This window comes from uncultured Clostridium sp. (assembly GCF_900547735.1).
Classification (GTDB): domain Bacteria; phylum Bacillota; class Clostridia; order Lachnospirales; family Lachnospiraceae; genus Otoolea.
In genome coordinates this window covers 111472-131742 of record NZ_URHZ01000003.1, presented here as the reverse complement: position 1 = coordinate 131742, position 20271 = coordinate 111472, and the positions used below count along the sequence as shown (strand labels likewise).

The following is a 20271-nucleotide window of genomic DNA, read 5'->3' as shown; positions in this document are numbered from 1 at the left end:
TCCCGAACCCCGACCGTCCCGGCGGCGTTCTCATTCCTCAATTAAATCCCTATTTCGCGACGCAATTCTATATAAAAAGTCCACAAATAATAGACATGGAAGAAATTACCAGTAAAGATTATGCCTAAATCATTAAAACATACTCCAATTAATGATAATATATTAAAAAGACTAAAATTTCACTTACAAGGAGAATGCCGATGGAACTTCATATGATAACACCTGACTTGCAAATACAATACCGGGATTACCTGGAGCGGGATGAAAAGAGCAGTCATACAGTGGAAAAATATCAAAGAGACTTAAAGAAATTTATATTATATCTTGGTGGGCAGAGCGTTACGAAAGATCTTGTAATCGGTTTTAAAGAAAACCTGGTGAAAGCGTATGCGGTGAACAGCGTTAATTCAATTCTGGCATCACTTAACAGTTTCTTTCAGTTTACCGGCTGGCAGGAATTCAAAGTAAAACAGCTCAAAAAGCAGCATCAGGTTTATTGCCCGGAAGAAAAGGAACTGACCCGGAAGGAATATTTTGAACTTATTAAATCCGCTAAGAAAGAAGGGAAGGAGAAAATAGGGCTGATTATCCAGACGATAGGCAGCACGGGCATCAGGATCAGTGAATTGTCCAGCATTACCGTCCAGGCTGTGAAGAATGGGGTGGCACAGGTGGACTGCAAGGGTAAGAACCGCCAGGTTCTTCTGCCGAGAAAACTGGTGATAAAATTATCGCATTATATAAGGAAAGAACACCTTCGAACCGGCCCTGTTTTTGTTACCAAAAGCGGCAACCCGCTTAACCGCAGCAACATCTGGAGAGAAATGAAAAGAGTCTGCCACCTCGCAGGAGTGAATGCAAAGAAAGTATTCCCCCATAATCTGAGACACCTGTTCGCAACCTCATTTTACAAGATGGAAAAAGATATTGCAAAATTAGCCGATTTGTTGGGGCATAGCAATATTAATACGACAAGAATTTATATTATTTCATCGGGAGTGGAACATAGAAAGCAGATTGAGAGGATGAATTTGTTATTATGATGATACAACATAATAGTGATTATGTTGTATTTCCATGTTTCAAAAAAAATAAGTGACCAGAATATAAATAATTTACTAAATTTATATTCTTTTTACATTTTTAACCTCCGACTATTATAGCAGTAAAGATCGGAAAGTTCAATGTTTTAATGGGTAAACATGTCCTGTTTTGTATAAAATTGTCTTTAATGGTATCCGGGTAGCTTTATAGGACAAGGCCTGGATAAGCAAATCTAAAAAATTGATAAATTTTTTCACTTCCTTTTTAGTTGTTAAATTCCGTTTATCTACTGGAAAATTTTTCCATATGTCATGTAAAAAATAAAAACCTATCTAACTGTTTCCAATAAACGCAGTTATTCTTAGATTTCTGAACGATTATTCCTATTTTTATTATTTTAAGCATCAATCTCATAAATACAAAATACAACATAATCACTATTATGTTGTATTACGTTAGAACCTTAATTGGAGATTACTCTATGATATCAGAATCAGGAATTATCGATGTACATTCGCACATCATTCCGGGAGCGGACGATGGGTGCAGGTATATCGGAGAAACCTTGGAGATACTGAAACTGGCATATAGTCAGGGAGTGAGGGGCGTGATTGCCACGCCGCACTATGTGCGCGGTCATAATCGAATGGACGCGGATACCCTGAAGAAAAAAACAGGAAAGCTTCGGGAGAGCGTTGCGGCCGTTTTACCGGATATGAAAATCTACCAGGGACAGGAAATTTTATATTTTGACGGTGTTACCGAAAAACTGGCCTCGGGAGAAGTTCTGACGCTTCAGGGGACAAGATATGTTCTTGTCGAATTTATGCCGTCGGTTCCATATAATGAGCTTTTTCTGGCAGTACGGACCCTGCTGCTTGCCGGTTATTTTCCAATATTAGCTCATATCGAACGGTATCAATGCCTGAGAAAGGGCGGATATGTGGAGGAACTGATTCACGCGGGTGCCTATATGCAGATGAATTACCGCTGCCTGAGCAGGGCAAAGGGTCTGGCGGAACGCGCCTGGTGCAGAAAAACGGTTTTAGAGGGAAATATCCATCTGCTTGGGTCAGATATGCACCGACTTGATTACAGGCCCCCGGAACTGGAAAAAACCCTGGTCTGGCTGAAAAAAAGAGGTGGTGAAGAGCTGACAAGGAGATTGACAGCGGAAAATGCCTCAGCGATTTTAGCCGGAGACAGTTTGTAATAGAGAAAGAAGCAGAATAAAGTTTATCCGGTCATATGAAAAATCGGGTACAGAAGAATGTACGGACAGAAACTGCGGACACGGTATCCGGCCGACTTGAATATAACGGGAGCTTCGGACAGATTGCAGCATTATAAAAGACAATAAGGATAAAGAGGAATAACAGAGTATGGAAAAGATGTATCAGGACGATGACGAAATAGAGATTGATCTCAGAGAACTATTTTTTGAACTGAAGAAAAAAATATGGTTTATCATTGCAGGCCTTTTAATCGGCGCAGCGGTGACCGGAGCCTACAGTAAATTTCTGATTACACCGCAGTATAAGTCGGAAGCAAAACTCTATGTACTTTCAAAAGAGACAACGCTGACATCCCTGGCAGATTTACAGATCGGTAGCCAGCTTACGCAGGACTATAAAGTTCTTGTCGTAAGCAGGCCGGTACTTCAGGGTGTTGTTGATCATATGAAGCTCGACATGACCTACAGGGAACTTGAGAAAAAGATGACGATTGACAACCCGAACAATACACGTATTCTCACGCTGACAATAGAGGACCCGAACCCCTATCTGGCAAAGGCAATCGTTGATGAAATAGCCAACACCGCCTCCGATTATATCGGAGAGATTATGGAAATGGTACCGCCCAAACTGATTGAAGACGGTGAGGTGGCGACGATTAAATCAAGCCCGCATGTTCTCAAAAACACCATCATCGGCGGAATCCTGGGACTTTTACTCGTATGCGGAATTATCGTTGTAAGAGTGATATTGAACGATACGGTTAAATCGGAAGAAGACGTCAGCAAATACCTGGAGCTTCCTGTACTCGCCGTAATTCCGAAAAAAGGAAACGGCAGCGACAGAAGGAAAGGCCAGGGAAAAGAAAAGAAATCCCACAGCACGGCCAGGAATACCAAGGTGCCATCTGTTGATAAGGAACACGGCTCCGGCCAAAAAGGCGGTACCGATAAAAAGGAAGGGGGAGAACGCAAATGAACGAAGAAATAGTAATAGAGGATTTAATCAGCCCCGGAGAGAGCGGTATGGGAGAACTGGTTCTGAAAGGATTTGAAGTAAACGATTATCAGTATGAAGAGGCGATGAAAACGCTCAGGACCAATATCCAGTTTTCGGGCAATAACATACATACTATCATGTTCACCAGCTCTGTGCCGAATGAAGGGAAAAGTGAGACCACGTTTCAGTTGGCGGCATCCATGGCTCAGCTAGGTAAAAAGGTGCTCTTAATTGACGCCGATATCAGAAAATCGGTGCTGGTTTCCAGGTATCATCTGGAACATCAGGTGGACGGCCTGTCACAGTATCTGAGCGGCCAAAGTAAAAAAGAAGAGGTTATTTACAATACCAACATTGAAAACCTGAATATCATTTTTTCCGGTCCCTTTTCACCAAATCCGGCGGAACTTCTCGAAGGCAACCTGTTCGGAGAGCTGGTAATGTGGGCAAGAGGATGCTATGACTACATATTGATTGATTCGCCGCCTATGGGAAGCGTAATAGACGGAGCCGTTATCTCGCGTCACTGTGACGGGGCGGTTCTTGTTATCGAGAGCGGCGCTATCAGTTACCGCCTTCTTCAGAAGGTCAAGGGACAGCTGGGAAAGAGCGGCTGCCGTATCCTTGGGGCAGTGCTTAACAAAGTCGATATTAAACAGGGAAGCTATTACTACTATGGCAAGTACGGTAAATATTACGGGTACGGCCATGAAGATTCGAAACAGGGGAAAGACGCGAAGATTTTGTAATGGCGATAGTGATATTAGTTTGATATATAAGTTGGGAAGCTAGGAAATAGTGTAGGAGTGCAGCCGTGATTAACAAGAGAAATCAAAACAGAAATCAAGATAAGCTGGTACATAACAAACTGTTTTTGGCTGTTGTTGCTTTATGCCTCCTATTTGCCGTAATCTGGTTTGTAAGATTTAGCTACGGCCTCTACACCGATAAGAAGCAGGCGGAGGCAAATCTTTCTGAAGGGCAGGAACTTAATTTGGCGTCGGGCAAAACGCAGGATGGATTTATAGAACTGGACGGGAAATTGTACCGCAGGAATACGGCGATCCGTGCAATCCTCTGCATTGGCGTGGATACCCAGGGGGAACTGGAATCCTACCAGGCATCCGGCGTGGCCGGGCAGGCGGACGGACTGTTTCTTGTAGCCCAGGATATGGCCAGGGATACGGTCCGGATTCTGATGATACCCAGGGATACGATGACGGAGATTACGCTGTTTGACTTGATGGGGAACGAACTGGGAAAGGATACACAGCACCTGACGTTGGCTTTTGCTTACGGTGATGGAAAAGAAAAAAGCTGTGAGCTTTTGCAGGAGGCGGTTTCCAATCTGCTGTTTGACCTGAAGATAGATGGTTATCTGGCTACAAACATCAGCTCCATTGCACTTCTGAATGATGAAGTGGGGGGCGTGACGGTTACGATTCAGGACGAGGGGCTGGACAGCAGAGATCCGGTTCTGACAAAAGGCAGTACGGTCCGTCTCAATGGAAAGCAGGCGGAGATATTTGTCCGTTACCGGGATATTACTAAAGCTCAGACAGCCATTGGCCGTATGGATCGCCAGAAACAGTATATGGAAGCATACTTGAAACAGGTAAAAGAGGAAGCCAGAACAGATAAAACATTGATTACCCGTCTTGTTAAGGATATCGAGGAACATATGGTCACCAACATGGCCAAAGACCAATATATGGATATGGGGCTGGCAGTTTTGAACAGCCAGCAGCAAATAGGGCAGGGAGACTTCCTGACTGTGCCCGGTGAGGCCGTTGAGACAGAACGTTTTGACGAATATCATCCCGCTAAAGAAGCTCTGAAGAGAATGGTGGTTGAGCTGTTTTACAAGGAAGTAAAGTAGCTGCTTTATATCGGGAAAGCAGTACTTTTGGCAGACTAAGGCGACAATAATTAGCAGCCGAAAGACCGCTATTTATTGATAAATATTATTTAGAAAGGAGTAGTGAAGGACATGAAAAAGAGATATGTAGGCCTGATGATTGCAGCAGCACTGATGGCACAGCCTCTGACTGCTTATGCAGCCGGAAGTGTTAGTTCCAGACCGTCTCATGACAACAGCAGCAGCCGTAGCGAGTCTCTGAAGACTGGAAAGCTGGAGCAGAGTGCAGCACCGGTTGCCAACAGTGGAGGCGCTGCCGCAAGTGGTTCTGTGTCATTTGCCACAGACAACAATGCTCTTCGTGAGGCAGGATTATCCTGGGATTTGATTGATAAGATCAATACAATCAACGCAGGAACCGAGGCTCTGTACCGTACAATCGGAACAAACAACATGGTTGGATACGTTCCGTTAGCACCGGTTCAGACGGCCCTGGCCGGAGACGGCGTAAGTTTGAACCTCTACGTGCCGAACCTGATTGAAGGACTGAACGATGTTCAGATTCTGTATTATAATCAGACAACAAAGGCATGGGAGCTGATGGCGCCAAGCAGCATCAATTATGCAACGAAAGAAGTTTCCGTGAACCTGAGCGGAACAACTCCATTTACGATTGTTTATAAGAAGTAAGATTTAGTTTGAGCTAATCAGCTGTATTTGGAGAGTGTCCCTAGTCCCCCTGGAGAATAACCCGGGGGGAGAATGGGGGATTGGGTTGAAAATGTTGAGAGGGATGAAGAAGTGTGAGCGTTGAAAACATTTGATTTATACGACGGGTTACATTGGTTGAATGGATTGGGTGTTTTAGGGTGGGCGGAACAATATCTGGTCGGGGGAAAGCTTTGCTAGACTTTGAAAAGGAAAATATTTGGCTTAAAAAAATCAAGGGGGAGAGTGCTGTGAAAAGGTTTAGGCATGATCTTGCACTGAGGATTGTGAAAATACTGGATGCAGTAATGATCACAATACCGTTTGCGATTTGCTGGTACTGGTACTATTCAGAACGAACTGCGTCTCCTTATCATGCAAAAGGAGATCTGCTGATTATTTTTATCTATTTTGCCCTGTATATTATTATAGGGCGCGTCTATGACGGATTTCTGATGTCGATGCAGCGAATCTCAGAGATCATATACAGCCAGAGTCTGGCGTTTGCAGTGTGCGACGGCATTTTATACATAATAATCTGGCTGCTCAGCAAGCATCTGCCCAATATCTTGCCGGGACTGATGGCCTTCTGCGGGCAAATATTGTTGGCGGCGGTGTGGGCATATCTGGCCAATCACTGGTATTTCCGGACCTTTCCGCCCTGCACTACGGCGGTCATCTACGGCCGGCACAGTCAGATGACGAAACTGATTGATGAATACGGTATGAATAAAAAATATGATGTGAAGAAAACGGTCAGCGCAGCGGAATGCATTGTCCACATTGAAATGCTGGCAGATATAGAAACGGTGTTTCTAAGCGGTGTACATAGCCATGAACGGAATGTGATTTTAAAATATTGCATTGCCAGGGGTATCACGGTTTATGTGGTTCCCTGTATTGGAGATGTGATCATGAGCGGTGCAAATCCCATGCATATGTTTCATCTGCCCCTTCTACAGGTGAAACGCTATATGGCGCAGCCGGAATATCTGTTCTTAAAACGGGCGATGGACATCTTCCTTTCACTGGCGGCGCTAGTGATTGCAAGTCCTGTCATGCTTGCAACGGCGATTGCCATTAAAGCGGAGGATGGCGGACCGGTTTTATATAAACAGGTGAGGCTGACAAAAAACGCCCGGCCTTTTGAGATAGTGAAATTCAGGAGCATGCAGCCTGACGCGGAAAAAGACGGAGTGGCCCGGCTCTCCACCGGTGAAAAGGATGACCGCATTACGTTCGTGGGACGTGTTATTCGTAAGTACCGGATTGATGAACTGCCGCAGCTATTTAATATTCTGGAGGGCTCCTTAAGCATTGTCGGCCCGCGCCCGGAACGTCCGGAGATAGCGGCGCAGTATTGTGAGCATCTCCCGGAATTTGAACTGAGACTGCAGGCAAAGGCGGGCCTGACCGGGTACGCACAGGTGTATGGAAAATATAACACTATCCCCTATGATAAGCTGCAGATGGATTTGATGTATATCGCCCATCCGAGTCTGATAGAGGATATGAAGATCGTATTGGCGACTGTGAAAATATTGTTCAAACCGGAGAGTACGGAAGGCGTGGCGGAAGGACAAGCTACGGCGGCAAGGTTGGAAATGGCAGCTGCGACGGACAGTGAAAATACTGTTCAGGCGAGAGGTATCTAAGAGGTATTAGCTAGTCAAATGATATGTGACAGGGGTGCATGGTATGGAGCAAAACTTTGGATTAATAAGTATAATTATGGCTGCTTATAATGCAGAAAATACTATTGAAAAGGCGGTTATGTCTGTAATGGCACAAACGTATACACAATTTGAACTTATTATAATAAATGACTGTTCCACCGACAAAACTCTTTCTATTATAAAAAAGTTTGAAGCATTTGATAAGCGGATATTTTTGATTAATAATCCCTGTAATCGTGGTGTTTCTTATACACGCAGATATGGACTTGAGAAGGCAAGAGGGGAATGGATTGCTATTCTTGACAGTGATGATGCCTGGGCGGCGGATAAATTGGAAAAGCAGATCAGGCTTCAAAAAGAAAAAAATGCAGATCTGGTTTATACGGGCTCTGCTTTTATGGATTCGTCTGGAAATTCAATAGAATGGTATTTGCATGTACCACCGGAAATCGGCTACAGGAAGTTGCTGAAACAGAACCTAATTTCAAATTCTTCTGCGCTGGTACGAAAAGAATTGTATATGCAATACTATGCGTCGGGGGATAACATGCATGAGGATTTTGCTATATGGCTTAGGATACTCAAGACCGGGAGAAAAGCATATGGAATTGATGAGCCTTTGCTCATTTACCGCTTTATGAGGAAATCAAAATCAGGAAATAAATTAATTGCTGCAAAAATGAATTGGAATACATATAAATACATAGGCTTGGACGTAGTTTCACGCATGTATTATATGATCTGGTATATGCTCAACGGTTTAAAAAAATATATAACTTTAAATAATGAGGTGGCAAAGGTATGAAGGTTTGTTTTATAAATCCCCCATTTAAAGCGGAGTTTGGAAAATTTTCGAGGGAATCACGCAGTCCATGTATAGGGCATAGCGGAGTGTTGTATTATCCGTTGTGGCTTATTTATGCAGCAGCTGTAGTTGAAAATAATGGATTTGAAATTGCTTTTATTGATGCTCCGGCCAAGCAGTTAGATGTTCAGCGAACATTGCAAAGAGTGGACAAGGAAGCAGCAGATGCGGCACTCTTTGTTTTAGATACGAGTACACCTTCGATTTACAATGATGTCGCATTTGCTGAACAACTTAAAAAGAAATATCCAGGAAGCAAGATTATGCTTGTAGGCACACATCCATCGGCAGTACCAATAGAAACACTTAATATTAATGATGCTGTAGACTTTGTGGCTCGTCGTGAGTATGACTATATTGTATTAAAGACAGTGCAAGCGTTGGAAAACAATGTGGCAATTGACCTTGTTCGTGGGTTGACATATCGGGATGGCATCGGAGAAATTAAAGAAACGCCAGATGCAGATTACATAGAACAATTAGATGATATTCCTATGGCGGCTCCCTTTATCAAAAAATATTTGGATATCAGAGATTATGTATTTCCTGCCGCATCATTTCCGGCAATCCAAATCTTTACAGGACGCGGCTGCCCGGCGCACTGTAATTATTGCGTATATCCGCAAACGCTGCACGGTCATAAGTATCGCCTCCGAAGTCCGGAAAATGTTGTGGAAGAATTTGAATATATTGCAAAGAATTTTCCGGAGGTTCATGAGGTAGTAATTGAAGATGATACTTTTACTGCCAATAAAGAGCGTGTAATTAAAATATGTGAATTGCTTGAGGAGAAAAAACTTACAAAGCGCCTTAAGTGGTTATGCAATGCGCGGGTAAACATCGATCTCAAAACAATGCAGGCGATGAAGAAGGCTGGATGCCACCTTATCATTCCGGGATTCGAAAGCTATAATGAGCAGATCTTAAAGAATATAAAAAAAGGCAGCAATTTAAAGCTAATTGATGCATATGTAGAAAATGCAAAAAGGGCTGGTTTGATGATTCATGCTTGTTATATGGTTGGAAATCAGGGTGAAACTCAGGAGACCATGGAACATACTTTAGATGCTGCCATGAGATTTAAGACGGATACGGTACAGTTTTTTCCACTGATACCGTACCCTGGAACAGAGGCCTATCAATGGGCAAAAGAAAATGGATATATCAACGGGAAATATGATGAATATTTACAGGAAGACGGCACACTAAATTGTATATTAAATACTCCAGAATTAAGTGCGAAAGAGCTGGTTGATTTTTGTGCTCATGCTAGAAAAAAATATTATATGAGACCTTGGTATATTTGGCACAGAATTTGGGCGGGACTCCATGATGTTTCGGATTTCAAACGCAGTTTGAAGGCATTTTGGAGATTAAAAGACAGCTTGATTAAATGAAGGGGGAGTGCAGGAAATGCGGATTGCACTTGCATCAATAAGATACTCGCCAAACCAGCTTCAACATATGGAAGCATTTTGTTCTTTGTTTGAAAAAATGGGGCACGAAACTTATTTAGTGCTGGCACAAAAATATCAGATTCATTATAAAGGATCAGAGCGTATTATTATTGGGAAAGAAATAGAAGAAGTAGTTAATTTGGGATTTGACATAATCATTTCATATAACATTGGCAGTGAAAATATATCCTTAGCAAAGCGATGCAGAAAGAGAAACATCAGGTTTTATTATGTATTACATGATCCATGGATGGGGCTGACCGGATTAGTAAAGGAGGGGAAAAAGGCACTGCGCATCTGTGCTGCTGCGATAGTTAATGCTGTAATTTGCCGTAACAGTTACTGCGTATTGCTGCCTTCTCAGGCCGGAGTGAATTATTATAAGCGTGCACATATAGTATACCGTGCTCCCTATCAGTTTTTTCCCCTTATCATGAAAGACAAATATAATGAGACAAATAACATAAGACGAGAATACTTTTCCTTTATAGGTGGTTTTATACCGGCGCATGGCACTGAAGATTTTATATCTTTTATTGAATTTGCCATTGAAAATAATTTGAAAATCAAATTTTTGATAGCTACAAAAGATGATGTGAGCCATATTCGCAAACGCCCTTGTATTATAAAAGCATTAAAAAAAGAAATTTTATATATACATGATGGCAGGTATATGACAACTGAGGAAATCAACGGTTACTATCTGCAGAGTATTTGTGTATGGAATGCTTATACGAGAAGCACGCAAAGCGGAGTGCTGCCCAATTCTTTGATGATGGGAACACCTGTAATTGCCAATGAAAATGGTATATCAAAATATGTAATAGAGAACAGAAAATCAGGATGCCTAATAGGATATCCAACGAATAACAGCGAACTTTACTCTGCGTTTCGATATCTTGAAAAAAACATTGATACAGCGAGTAAAGAGGCGAGGCAGGCTTTTATATCAAACTACTATTATAAAAATTTTTGCAATACAGCCAAAGCGATATTTGAAGATGATAAATTAATAGTGAAAGAAGGATAATCGGATGATACTTGTTACAGGTGCAGGCGGTATGGTAGGTTCTCATATGGTTGAAGTGTTATATGAGAAGGGCGAAGCGGTCATAGGGACATATTATAAACCAACTACCGATATAACAGAAATACATAGTGATATTAAAATGCTTGAGTGCGATATCCGATATCCTGCAAATATTGAAAAAATAATTTTACAAAACAGGCCAGAAAAGATTTTTCACCTGGCTGCGCAGAGTTATCCGGTTGTTTCCTGGTCACAACCCTATGCTACAATTGACACCAATGTTAATGGAACAATCAGTGTGTTTGAAGCAGTCAAGAAAGTCAGAACAGAATATGATTCTACTTATGATCCAATGGTGGTGGTTGCCTGTTCCAGTGCGGAGTATGGAGAGACGTTGAATGAATTACAGGGAGAAGAGATATTTGTTAAGGAATCAGCAGAACTGAAGCCGTTGCATCCATATGGTGTCAGTAAAGTCGGACAGGATTTACTTGCATTTCAATATTTTATGAATGATCATATTCGATGCATCCGTGCCCGCATTTTTAATTCGACAGGTACAAGAAAAGTGAATGATGTTACAAGTGATTTTACACGACGGGCGATAGAGGCTGAACGTACGGGTAATTATCAGCTTCGTGTTGGAAATCTGAATACAAAGAGAGCGATTATGGATCAGAGAGATCTTATTCAGGCACTTTTACTATTGTCTGAGAAAGGGCAAGCGGGAGATGTATATAATATATCGTCAGAATATATTTATCGCATGGATGATATTGTGACAATGATCGAAAGGGAGATTGGGCATAAATTAGAACGTTGCGTTGACCAGCAATTACTGCGGCCAACTGATGAACGGGTAATCGTCGGAGACGTAACTAAGATTAAGCGGGATACTGGATGGGTGCAGGAAATTTCTATGCAACAGACAGTACATGATATGCTGGAATATTGGCGGAAAAAGTGACGCTGGGGTTTCAAGCTTTATAAAAAGGAGAACTACAATGAATCTTAAAGGTTGAATTCTATTTTAAGGAGAATTTTACATAAGTAGTTTATAGGAGAGGAAACAAGTGGAATATATGGGCAAGCGCGTGGCAGTTATTGTTTTAAATTACATAACCTGGAAAATAACATTAGATTTTGTTGAAAAACTTAGAGAAGTTATTTGTCCTGAAGATACGATCATAGTTGTTGATAATAACTCTCCAAATGATTCCGCGACACGTCTTACCAGTTGGAACGAAAAAAGTAACAGACCGTTTATATTTTTATTATCACATACAAATGATGGATACGCAGCAGGTAATAATATTGGTATTCGTTGGGCGGCCGAACACAACTATAAATACAGTTGGGTATGTAATAATGATTTGATATTTAATGATATGAATATTTTATTAAAAATGGTAAAAGTTATGGATGAAAATATAGAATTGGCAGCGGTATCTCCGAGAGTCTTTGACTACAAAGAGAAGAGAGAAATAAATAGAAATCTGAAAAGACCTTCCATTGTATCATTGACATTAGGAGCGATAAGTTGCGCTCGAAAAAGTAAAATTATTAATAGAAAAGTGGCATCAGGCTGGTGCTTCTCATACAGACCACAGGGCTGTTGTATGCTGCTGAGAAATTCAGCAATGAGAAAAATTAATTATATGGATGAGCGGACTTTTTTATATTGTGAGGAACCAATTCTTGCAGAGCGATTGGCATTAAATAATTATAGATGTGCGTGTATTCTAGATGCTACAGTGATTCATAATCATAGTTCAACAGTAAACAGTGTGATGAAGAGAAAAAAAAAATTTCATATTCACCGTCAAAGCAGAGCTGTATATTATGAATATTTGAAGTATTCACGAACTGCGCAACTTTGGTGTGATCTATTTTTATGGATAAGACATCTATGGGGAAAATGACAAGTGTCGTCATAAGATATAGTACTGTAACCATTGTTTCATTTTTGAAAGAATAATAGTCGGGTGACATATAGATATAATATGTCTGTTGCCGAAAATCATAGTTTCCCATAAAAACGAGAAGAACTTGGACGGATCAGAATACAGAAAACAAAGGAACTTCGATATGTCATTTAAATTTCGAGTAAAAAAATTAACGCAACAAATGTTTATGATAACCGTAATTATATTGTTACTGCTACTACCTGATGATGTGTTCTCATGGCTTCCTGTTTATCAGTGTGTTACTCCAGGTTTTGTTTCTTACAAATGGCTGAATTATTCATTCGGTATTATTCAATTGGTAATATTGTTAATTGGTATTTTGATTGCAGTTATAAAAAAACATAAGCTGATTGGTTATTGTTCAATATATTTTGTGATAAGAGAAATTATTTATCTGCTTATTGGTTCTAATAGTATTTTTGTGTCAGGGGCATTTGAGATGTATCTTACATTGGGTGTTGGCAGTGCTTTTGTGTTGTGCTCTCTTCAGTGTGCGAAAACTGGAATGTCAGCAGAAAAAATGTACGAATATTTTATTTATTTAAATATTGCAACAGTATTTATTATGCTTGCTATAGGCGGGCCTGGTGGTATGTCAGGCTCACGCTACAATGCCTCAAATTTAGACGTGGGATCCACGGGCGTGCTCTGTTGTATAGGTTTACTAATGTTGTATTTCAAAAAAAATTGTAGGCATAAAGTATTATATATTATGTTGGTTTTTATTGCTTTATACCTTTCAGGCTCAAGAACTAATATTGCTCTTGCTATAATTATGACAAGTTTGATTTTGTTGTTTCTGTTTTTGGAAATTATATTAAAAGGTAAGCAATCTCTACGGAAAAATACTTACTTTGTAATACTTTTTTTAGTAGTAGTATGTTTGATTTTTTTATCATTAAAGATCCATAACATAATAGAGTATATTAGCAATAGTAGGTATGCAACGCTGCTTAGTTTTAAAGCAATAGAAATGGACGACTCAATTTTGGGAAGGACAAAGTCGATTATGAGTGGCTTAGATATCCTGAAAGATAATCCATTTGGTATATCGGGTTATTTCACAAATTTACAGATTGAAATTAACAATAGAGGATTTGGAACATTTCCACACTGTGGAATACTTTCGGCGTATTTACTTTTTGGTCCGATTGTGCTGGCAGTTTATACTATATGGATATATATGTCAATTTATTTGTTTAATAAAAACAGAAAATATTCGTGTATTCTTATTCTATTGATAATTTATAATATTATCGCAGGTGGACCAATTGTAAATTTTAAAATTATTTTTATGTATGAAATGTTTAGCGTTCTGGCATGGATGGAGGTAAAACGCTATAAAATGGAAGAACGAACAGTTACAATAAATAAATGTGAAATCAAATAGCTGAGAGAGCAAGGAATGTTATTTTTGTGCAAGTATTGTTACAAAAGACATACCTCCATATACAATTGTTGTCGGTAGCCCTGCAAGGGTATTAAAGAATTTCCGCAATAAGGTGGTGGGATTTGCCAGAGTCAGAACTTCTGACATCGCTGCCATTGTTCTCAAAACCAGAAGAATCTGTCAGACACATAGAACAAATTGAAAAGAGTAGTATGTCACATGAAGAAAATAAAGCAGAACGGTAATGCTATTTTAAAAGCTGGGTTAGGTTATACGATTGGAAATTATATGATTAAGGGATTGACGTTTTTTTCAATTCCAATATTTGCACGTCTTTTATCCCCTGATAACTATGGTATTTATAATACATATATTGCTTATGAAAGTATTCTTTATATGTGTGTGGGCTTTACACTTAATACATGTCAAAAAAACGCAAGATATAAATATGGGAAAGATTATGGCGAATTTGTGTCTTCCTGCATGATATTGTTATTAGTTAGCGCGGGGACTTGGCTTCTTCTGATAAAGATGTTTGAAAGACCTTTAACAGCATATACGGGGTTTGACTACTGGATACATAATTTATTGATATTACATTGTCTGGGGAGCGCGATACTTTCTATTTTTAATGTGTATTTAAGTATTACTTACAGTTATAAAAGCTATTTACTGGCAGCAGGTTTTAATGCCGTGTTCAATATTGGATTATCTATTCTGCTGATAAAGGCGGTATTTAGCAGGCATCCTGCAGAAGGACGTATAGTCGGAACGGTGATTCCTGTTTTGTTTTTAGCGGTGTTTATTTGTTTGTATTTTTGGAAAGAAAAAAGGCCGCCTGCAGACAGAACAACTAATTTTCGTTATTGGAGATTTGCTTTAGCCTACAGTGTTCCTCTAATCCCGCACGGAATATCGCAGGTATTATTAAATCAGTTTGATCGAATCATGATAAATAGCATTTGCGGCGCGGCACAAGCCGGAATATACAGCTTTGCTTATAACATCTATTCTATTGTTGGAGTCACAACAGCCTCGCTGGAAAATGTTTGGAGTCCGTGGTTTTTTGAAAAAGCCCAAATTGGTGAGATTGGAAGTATACAAAAACGTGCAACACAGTATGCAGTTATGGTAGCCTTGTTTGTATCATCAATTATGCTTGTTTCACCGGAATTAATTGTTATCTTAGGCACATCTTCATATGCCGGAGCGGAGTATTGTGTGATACCTATTCTTGTGGGGGGCTTTTTTGCTTTTTTATACACAATACCTGTACAGGTTCAATATTATTATGGAAAGACCAAATTAATTGCATTGGGTACAGTGGTAGCTGCAATGATAAATATAGTGCTTAATAGTATTTTTATTCCCATGTATGGGTATGTTGCAGCAGCGTACACGACAGCAGTGACCTATGGTTTGAATTTTGCATTTCATGCGCTTATATCGTCAAGAATCGGTAACGTACATTACTTTAAGTGGTCTGATTTATTCTTGAGCGGTGGCTTATGTGTAACAGTCGCAGCTATCGCGGTCACTTTGGTTTCGTATATTGAATTTCGTTTTGGGGTGCTGGCAGTATTATTATTCTGTGCTTTCAGCTATTGGAAAAGCGTGAGCAGAAAGGCGGATATACAGGTATGAGTCAAACTAATAAAGCAGAGAAAATATGGAACCTATTAAGTGGTATAGCAGTTAAAGTGAGCAGCAGACGAAATAGAACGAATAAAAATATTTGGGTTTTCGGTGAGTGGTTTGGAAGAAAATGCAATGATAACTGTATGTATTTCGCAAACTATCTAGCCAAAGTCCATCCTGAAATTAAACTTATTTGGATAGCAAATAAGGGAGTAGATACATCCAGGCTCAACAATAAAATCAAAGTATGTGAAATGAATACTGCAGAGGCAAAGCATATTATTTCAGAAGCAGGTGTTGTGGTTGTTGGACAAGGGCTTAGGGATCTTTCTTTAAAAGGAAATAATTTTTTTGGAAATGCAGTAACGGTAAATCTTTGGCATGGAATTCCGTGGAAGAAAATCGGACATAGTGGCAGTAATATGCGGGGATGGGCCTTTTTAATTTATTGCTATTTATATGATTATGCTTTTAACTGTGACTGCTATGTGATCCCGTCAGATGTGTTTCGTCCCTGCTATCAAAGTGCGTTCGGAGCGAAAAACAGGAATTTTATTTTAGCAGGGCATCCAAGAAATACTGTATTATACGATAAAAGATTTCACATTAAATCGAGGAGTGAATTAACAGAAAAATTAAACATGGATAGTGATACAAAAATAATTGCCTATATGCCTACATTTCGGGACACACGGGAAAATACTTTCTCTTTCTCGTCTTTGGCTGATGACAGGAGACTTACAAAAATATTGGAGAAATATAATGCAGTAATTGTAGAAAAGGCACATTTTGTAAATCAGGAGCGGCATTCTAAAGCAACAGAAATGCTGGGAAGGGTATTTATATTAAAAGATTGGGACGCGCAGTCTTTACTTGCGGCGGCAGATATACTGATAACGGATTATTCCGGAGCTTCATTTGACTACCTAGTGTTGGAGCGACCTGTCCAATACTATTTGTATGATTATCATTTTTACCGTGATAATGACAGGGGACTGTATTTTTCCAAGGAAGAGGTTGCAGCGGGTGATGTAGCGGTCAATGAGGAAATGCTTATTTCAGATATAGAAAAGAATTTAAAAGATCCGTGCAGGCATCAGGATTTGCGCGGGCAGATGCGCAGAAAATATATGTGTTATGACAATGCAGAGAACAACGAGATCATTTATAAACAAATTCAAGAAAAACTGTCACAGTAGAATTGTGACGACATACTAAATTTTGAATAGAAAGAGTGTGGTTTTATGAAGGTATTGATTTTAAATTCCGGTATGGGCAGCCGTATGGGGGTACTGACATCTGAGCATCCCAAATGCATGACGGAGATTTCCAATAAAGATACTATTTTAAGCCGGCAGCTAAAAATGATAGCTGAGTCCGGTCTCACAGAGGTTGTTATAACTACGGGTCTGTTTGACAGTGTACTTGTAAACTATTGCCAAAGTCTGGAACTTCCGTTGACTTATACTTTTGTAAAGAATGAACTGTATAAAGAAACTAATTATATCTATTCGATTTACTGCGCAAGAGAATATTTGGATGATGATATTTTACTCATGCATGGCGATTTGGTATTTGAAAGTGCAGTCCTTGATTTTGTAGTAAACCACGAGGGAAGCTGCATGGCGGTTAGTTCTACACTCCCTCTTCCTGAAAAAGATTTTAAAGCGGTTATACATAACGGGTACATTTCCAAGATTGGCATTGAATTTTTTAATGAAGCAGTTGCAGCACAACCGCTGTATAAAATTGAAAAGCAGGACTGGAAAGTATGGCTGTCTAATATCGTAGCGTTCTGTGAGAGTGACCGTGTGGAATGCTATGCGGAAAATGCATTTAATGAGGTGTCGGAAAGGTGCTTGATTAAAGCGCTGGATGTTGAAAATAAGTTATGCAGTGAGATTGACAGTCCGGAGGATTTGGCTGTTGTATCGAAACAGGTAAAAGAGATATCAAATCGTACCGTATACATGTGTTTTTCCACAGATATGATTCACAGCGGACATATTTCTATTATAAAAAAAGCTGAAAAACTGGGTAAACTGATTGTCGGCGTACTGTCTGATGAGGCTGTCATCAGTTATAAGCGATTTCCCCTTTTACCTTATGAGGAACGACAGGCGCTGTTCGAGAATATTTCCGGTGTATACCAGGTAGTGGAACAGAAAACATTAAGCTATAAAGAAAACCTGGAAAAGTATAAGCCAACTTACGTTGTGCACGGGGATGATTGGGTTACCGGTTTTCAAAAACCAATTCGTGATGAAGTAGTGTCGGTTCTGGCCTCTTATGGCGGAAAATTGGTAGAGTTTCCTTATTCTGCAGATGAAAAATATCAGGCGCTGGAAAATAGAGCGAGAGCGGAACTCTCACTGCCTGATGTGCGAAGAGGAAGACTGAAAAAAGCAATTGCAATGAAAGGCACAATTACTGCAATGGAGGCGCATAGTGGTTTGACTGGCTTAATTGTGGAGAAAACAACTGCTTATCAGAATGGGGAAGCCCATCAGTTTGACGCTATGTGGGTAAGCTCGCTGTGTGACTCAACCGCAAAAGGAAAACCGGATATTGAACTAGTGGATATGACTTCACGTTTTCGAACAATTGATGACATTATGGAAGTAACTACAAAACCCATTATTTTTGACGGCGATACCGGTGGACTTACAGAACACTTTGTCTATACTGTAAAAACGCTGGAACGCATGGGAGTTTCCATGATTATCGTGGAAGATAAGACAGGGATGAAGAAAAATTCTCTGTTTGGTAATGAAGTGAAACAGACACAAGATTCTATCGAAAATTTCAGCGCAAAAATTGCCGCTGGTAAACAGGCAAAACAGACGCAGGATTTTATGATAGTGGCGCGTATCGAAAGTCTGATTTTGGAGCGCGGGATGAACGATGCCCTTACACGTGCATTTGCATTTGTGAAAGCGGGGGCAGATGGTATTATGATTCACAGCCGTAAAAAGGAGCCCGACGAAATTTTCGAGTTTGTGGAAAAATTCCGTGCACAGGAACCGGAAGTTCCCATAGTTGTGGTTCCGACCTCTTTTAATACTGTTACGGAAGAAGAATTTAAAGCGCGCGGCGTGAATGTTGTCATTTATGCAAATCAGTTGACGCGGACGGGATTCCCTGCCATGCAGAAAGCGGCGCGTACAATTTTGGAAAACCATAGGGCAAAAGAATGCGATGATATATGTATGTCGATTAAAGATATTATTACATTGATTCCAGAAGAGAGCTGATGGAGGAAAGCAATGAAGAAACAGGAAATATTAGTGACAGACAGCGTATATTCTGAACTGGATTATTATTTCAAAAAGATTGGTGTAAAAAGGTTGCTTTTAGTTTGTGGGGAATCATTTTCTTCTCTTGCCATTAGCAAAAGCTTTGAGACAATTGAAAAACGGATAGGGGTAAAGATTGTCAAATTTAGTAATTACAAACCAAATCCAACATATGATTCAGTGGTAGAAGGGGTCAAAATTTTTCGTCAGAATAATTGCGATACCATCATGGCGGCAGGCGGCGGAAGTGCAATGGACGTAGCAAAATGTATTAAACTTTTTTCTAACATGGATGAATCTGTTAATTACATTGAACAAAAAATTACACCCAATGATGTTAATCTGATTGCACTGCCAACGACGGCCGGTTCAGGCAGTGAGGCGACACGGTATGCGGTAATTTATTATAATGGTGAAAAACAGTCGATTGCGGACGAAAGTTGTATTCCGTCCTGTGTTTTGATGGATGCGTCTGTCTTAAAAACATTACCATTGTACCAAAAAAAATCTACAATGCTGGATGCATTGTGCCATTCAATGGAATCATTCTGGTCCGTGAATTCAACCGAAGAAAGTAAACAGTATTCGCGTGAAGCAATCCAATTCATTATGAAATATAAAAACGCTTATCTTGCCAATGAAGCCATTGGCAACACGGCAATGTTAAAGGCCGCTAATATAGCAGGCAAGGCGATCAATATCACTCAAACGACAGCCGGGCATGCGATGTGCTATAAACTTACAAGCCTTTATGGAATCGCCCATGGACATGCAGCAGCATTGTGCAATGCGGCATTATGGCCCTATATGGCGCAACATATGGAAAACTGTATTGATCCGCGGGGAAAAGATTATCTTGAAGATTTGTTTCTTGAAACTGCAAGTGCTATGGGCTGCGGCTCAATAGAAGAAGCACTTACCAGATACCAGTTTATTTTGGCAGAACTGGGAATGGATGCTCCAATTATGAAAAATGTAAGTGATCTTGAAGTGCTTACAGAATCGGTGAATCCGGCACGATTAAGGAATAATCCGGTGAGATTAAATAAAGAAACGTTACGTTATCTATACAAATTAATTTTAAACATCAACTAGAATGGAGTATCAC

The 20271-nt window shown here is 40.1% G+C and carries 17 protein-coding genes and 1 pseudogene; all 18 read left to right on the top strand.

What is annotated here, in order from left to right; genetic code table 11:
• Positions 1 to 200: 200 nt before the first annotated feature.
• Positions 201 to 1043: a tyrosine-type recombinase/integrase gene (locus QZT18_RS01865; RefSeq protein WP_294143780.1), complete on the top strand. Its 843-nt coding sequence runs from the start codon at positions 201 to 203 to the stop codon at positions 1041 to 1043.
• A 482-nt stretch (positions 1044 to 1525) separates the two neighbouring features.
• On the top strand, positions 1526 to 2257 hold the full coding sequence (locus tag QZT18_RS01860; RefSeq protein WP_294143779.1) for a CpsB/CapC family capsule biosynthesis tyrosine phosphatase: 732 nt from the start codon (positions 1526 to 1528) through the stop codon (positions 2255 to 2257).
• A gap of 169 nt (positions 2258 to 2426) precedes the next feature.
• On the top strand, positions 2427 to 3257 hold the full coding sequence (locus QZT18_RS01855) for a YveK family protein (RefSeq protein WP_294143778.1): 831 nt from the start codon (positions 2427 to 2429) through the stop codon (positions 3255 to 3257).
• Positions 3254 to 4027, top strand: a complete 774-nt coding sequence (locus QZT18_RS01850) for a CpsD/CapB family tyrosine-protein kinase (RefSeq protein WP_366925774.1) — start codon at positions 3254 to 3256, stop codon at positions 4025 to 4027. The genes QZT18_RS01855 and QZT18_RS01850 overlap by 4 nt, the downstream gene beginning before the upstream one ends.
• A gap of 65 nt (positions 4028 to 4092) precedes the next feature.
• Complete coding sequence (locus tag QZT18_RS01845) at positions 4093 to 5157, top strand: LCP family protein (protein ID WP_294143777.1); 1065 nt, start codon at positions 4093 to 4095, stop codon at positions 5155 to 5157.
• A 111-nt stretch (positions 5158 to 5268) separates the two neighbouring features.
• The gene (locus tag QZT18_RS01840; RefSeq protein ID WP_294143776.1) at positions 5269 to 5826 is read left to right on the top strand and encodes a hypothetical protein; all 558 of its coding nucleotides are present in this window, start codon (positions 5269 to 5271) and stop codon (positions 5824 to 5826) included.
• A gap of 269 nt (positions 5827 to 6095) precedes the next feature.
• Complete coding sequence (locus tag QZT18_RS01835; protein WP_294143775.1) at positions 6096 to 7499, top strand: exopolysaccharide biosynthesis polyprenyl glycosylphosphotransferase; 1404 nt, start codon at positions 6096 to 6098, stop codon at positions 7497 to 7499.
• 43 nt (positions 7500 to 7542) lie between these two features.
• A complete protein-coding gene (locus tag QZT18_RS01830) occupies positions 7543 to 8325 on the top strand; it encodes a glycosyltransferase family 2 protein (RefSeq protein ID WP_294143774.1) in 783 nt (260 codons plus the stop codon).
• Positions 8322 to 9782: a B12-binding domain-containing radical SAM protein gene (locus QZT18_RS01825; RefSeq protein WP_294143773.1), complete on the top strand. Its 1461-nt coding sequence runs from the start codon at positions 8322 to 8324 to the stop codon at positions 9780 to 9782. Before QZT18_RS01830 ends, QZT18_RS01825 begins: the two co-directional genes overlap by 4 nt.
• Before the next feature lie 16 nt (positions 9783 to 9798).
• Complete coding sequence (locus tag QZT18_RS01820) at positions 9799 to 10872, top strand: glycosyltransferase family 1 protein (RefSeq protein ID WP_294143772.1); 1074 nt, start codon at positions 9799 to 9801, stop codon at positions 10870 to 10872.
• Positions 10873 to 10876: 4 nt separating this feature from the next.
• Positions 10877 to 11839, top strand: coding sequence for a GDP-mannose 4,6-dehydratase (locus tag QZT18_RS01815; protein WP_294143771.1), 963 nt, complete (start codon positions 10877 to 10879; stop codon positions 11837 to 11839).
• Positions 11840 to 11954: 115 nt separating this feature from the next.
• A complete protein-coding gene (locus QZT18_RS01810; RefSeq protein ID WP_294143782.1) occupies positions 11955 to 12794 on the top strand; it encodes a glycosyltransferase in 840 nt (279 codons plus the stop codon).
• A gap of 166 nt (positions 12795 to 12960) precedes the next feature.
• Positions 12961 to 14229, top strand: coding sequence for an O-antigen ligase family protein (locus tag QZT18_RS01805; protein ID WP_294143770.1), 1269 nt, complete (start codon positions 12961 to 12963; stop codon positions 14227 to 14229).
• Between the two features lie 219 nt (positions 14230 to 14448).
• Positions 14449 to 15873 (top strand): oligosaccharide flippase family protein, encoded by a 1425-nt coding sequence (locus QZT18_RS01800; RefSeq protein WP_294143769.1) that lies wholly within the window; start codon positions 14449 to 14451, stop codon positions 15871 to 15873.
• Entirely contained in the window at positions 15870 to 17066 is a 1197-nt protein-coding gene (locus QZT18_RS01795) for a CDP-glycerol glycerophosphotransferase family protein (RefSeq protein ID WP_294143768.1), read from the top strand. Before QZT18_RS01800 ends, QZT18_RS01795 begins: the two co-directional genes overlap by 4 nt.
• A gap of 45 nt (positions 17067 to 17111) precedes the next feature.
• Positions 17112 to 17471: pseudogene (locus tag QZT18_RS23435) on the top strand (NTP transferase domain-containing protein); the annotation flags it as partial.
• Between the two features lie 366 nt (positions 17472 to 17837).
• A complete protein-coding gene (aepX, locus tag QZT18_RS23430) occupies positions 17838 to 19121 on the top strand; it encodes a phosphoenolpyruvate mutase (protein WP_366925776.1) in 1284 nt (427 codons plus the stop codon).
• A 12-nt stretch (positions 19122 to 19133) separates the two neighbouring features.
• A complete protein-coding gene (locus QZT18_RS01785; protein ID WP_294143766.1) occupies positions 19134 to 20258 on the top strand; it encodes a phosphonoacetaldehyde reductase in 1125 nt (374 codons plus the stop codon).
• Positions 20259 to 20271 lie beyond the last annotated feature (13 nt).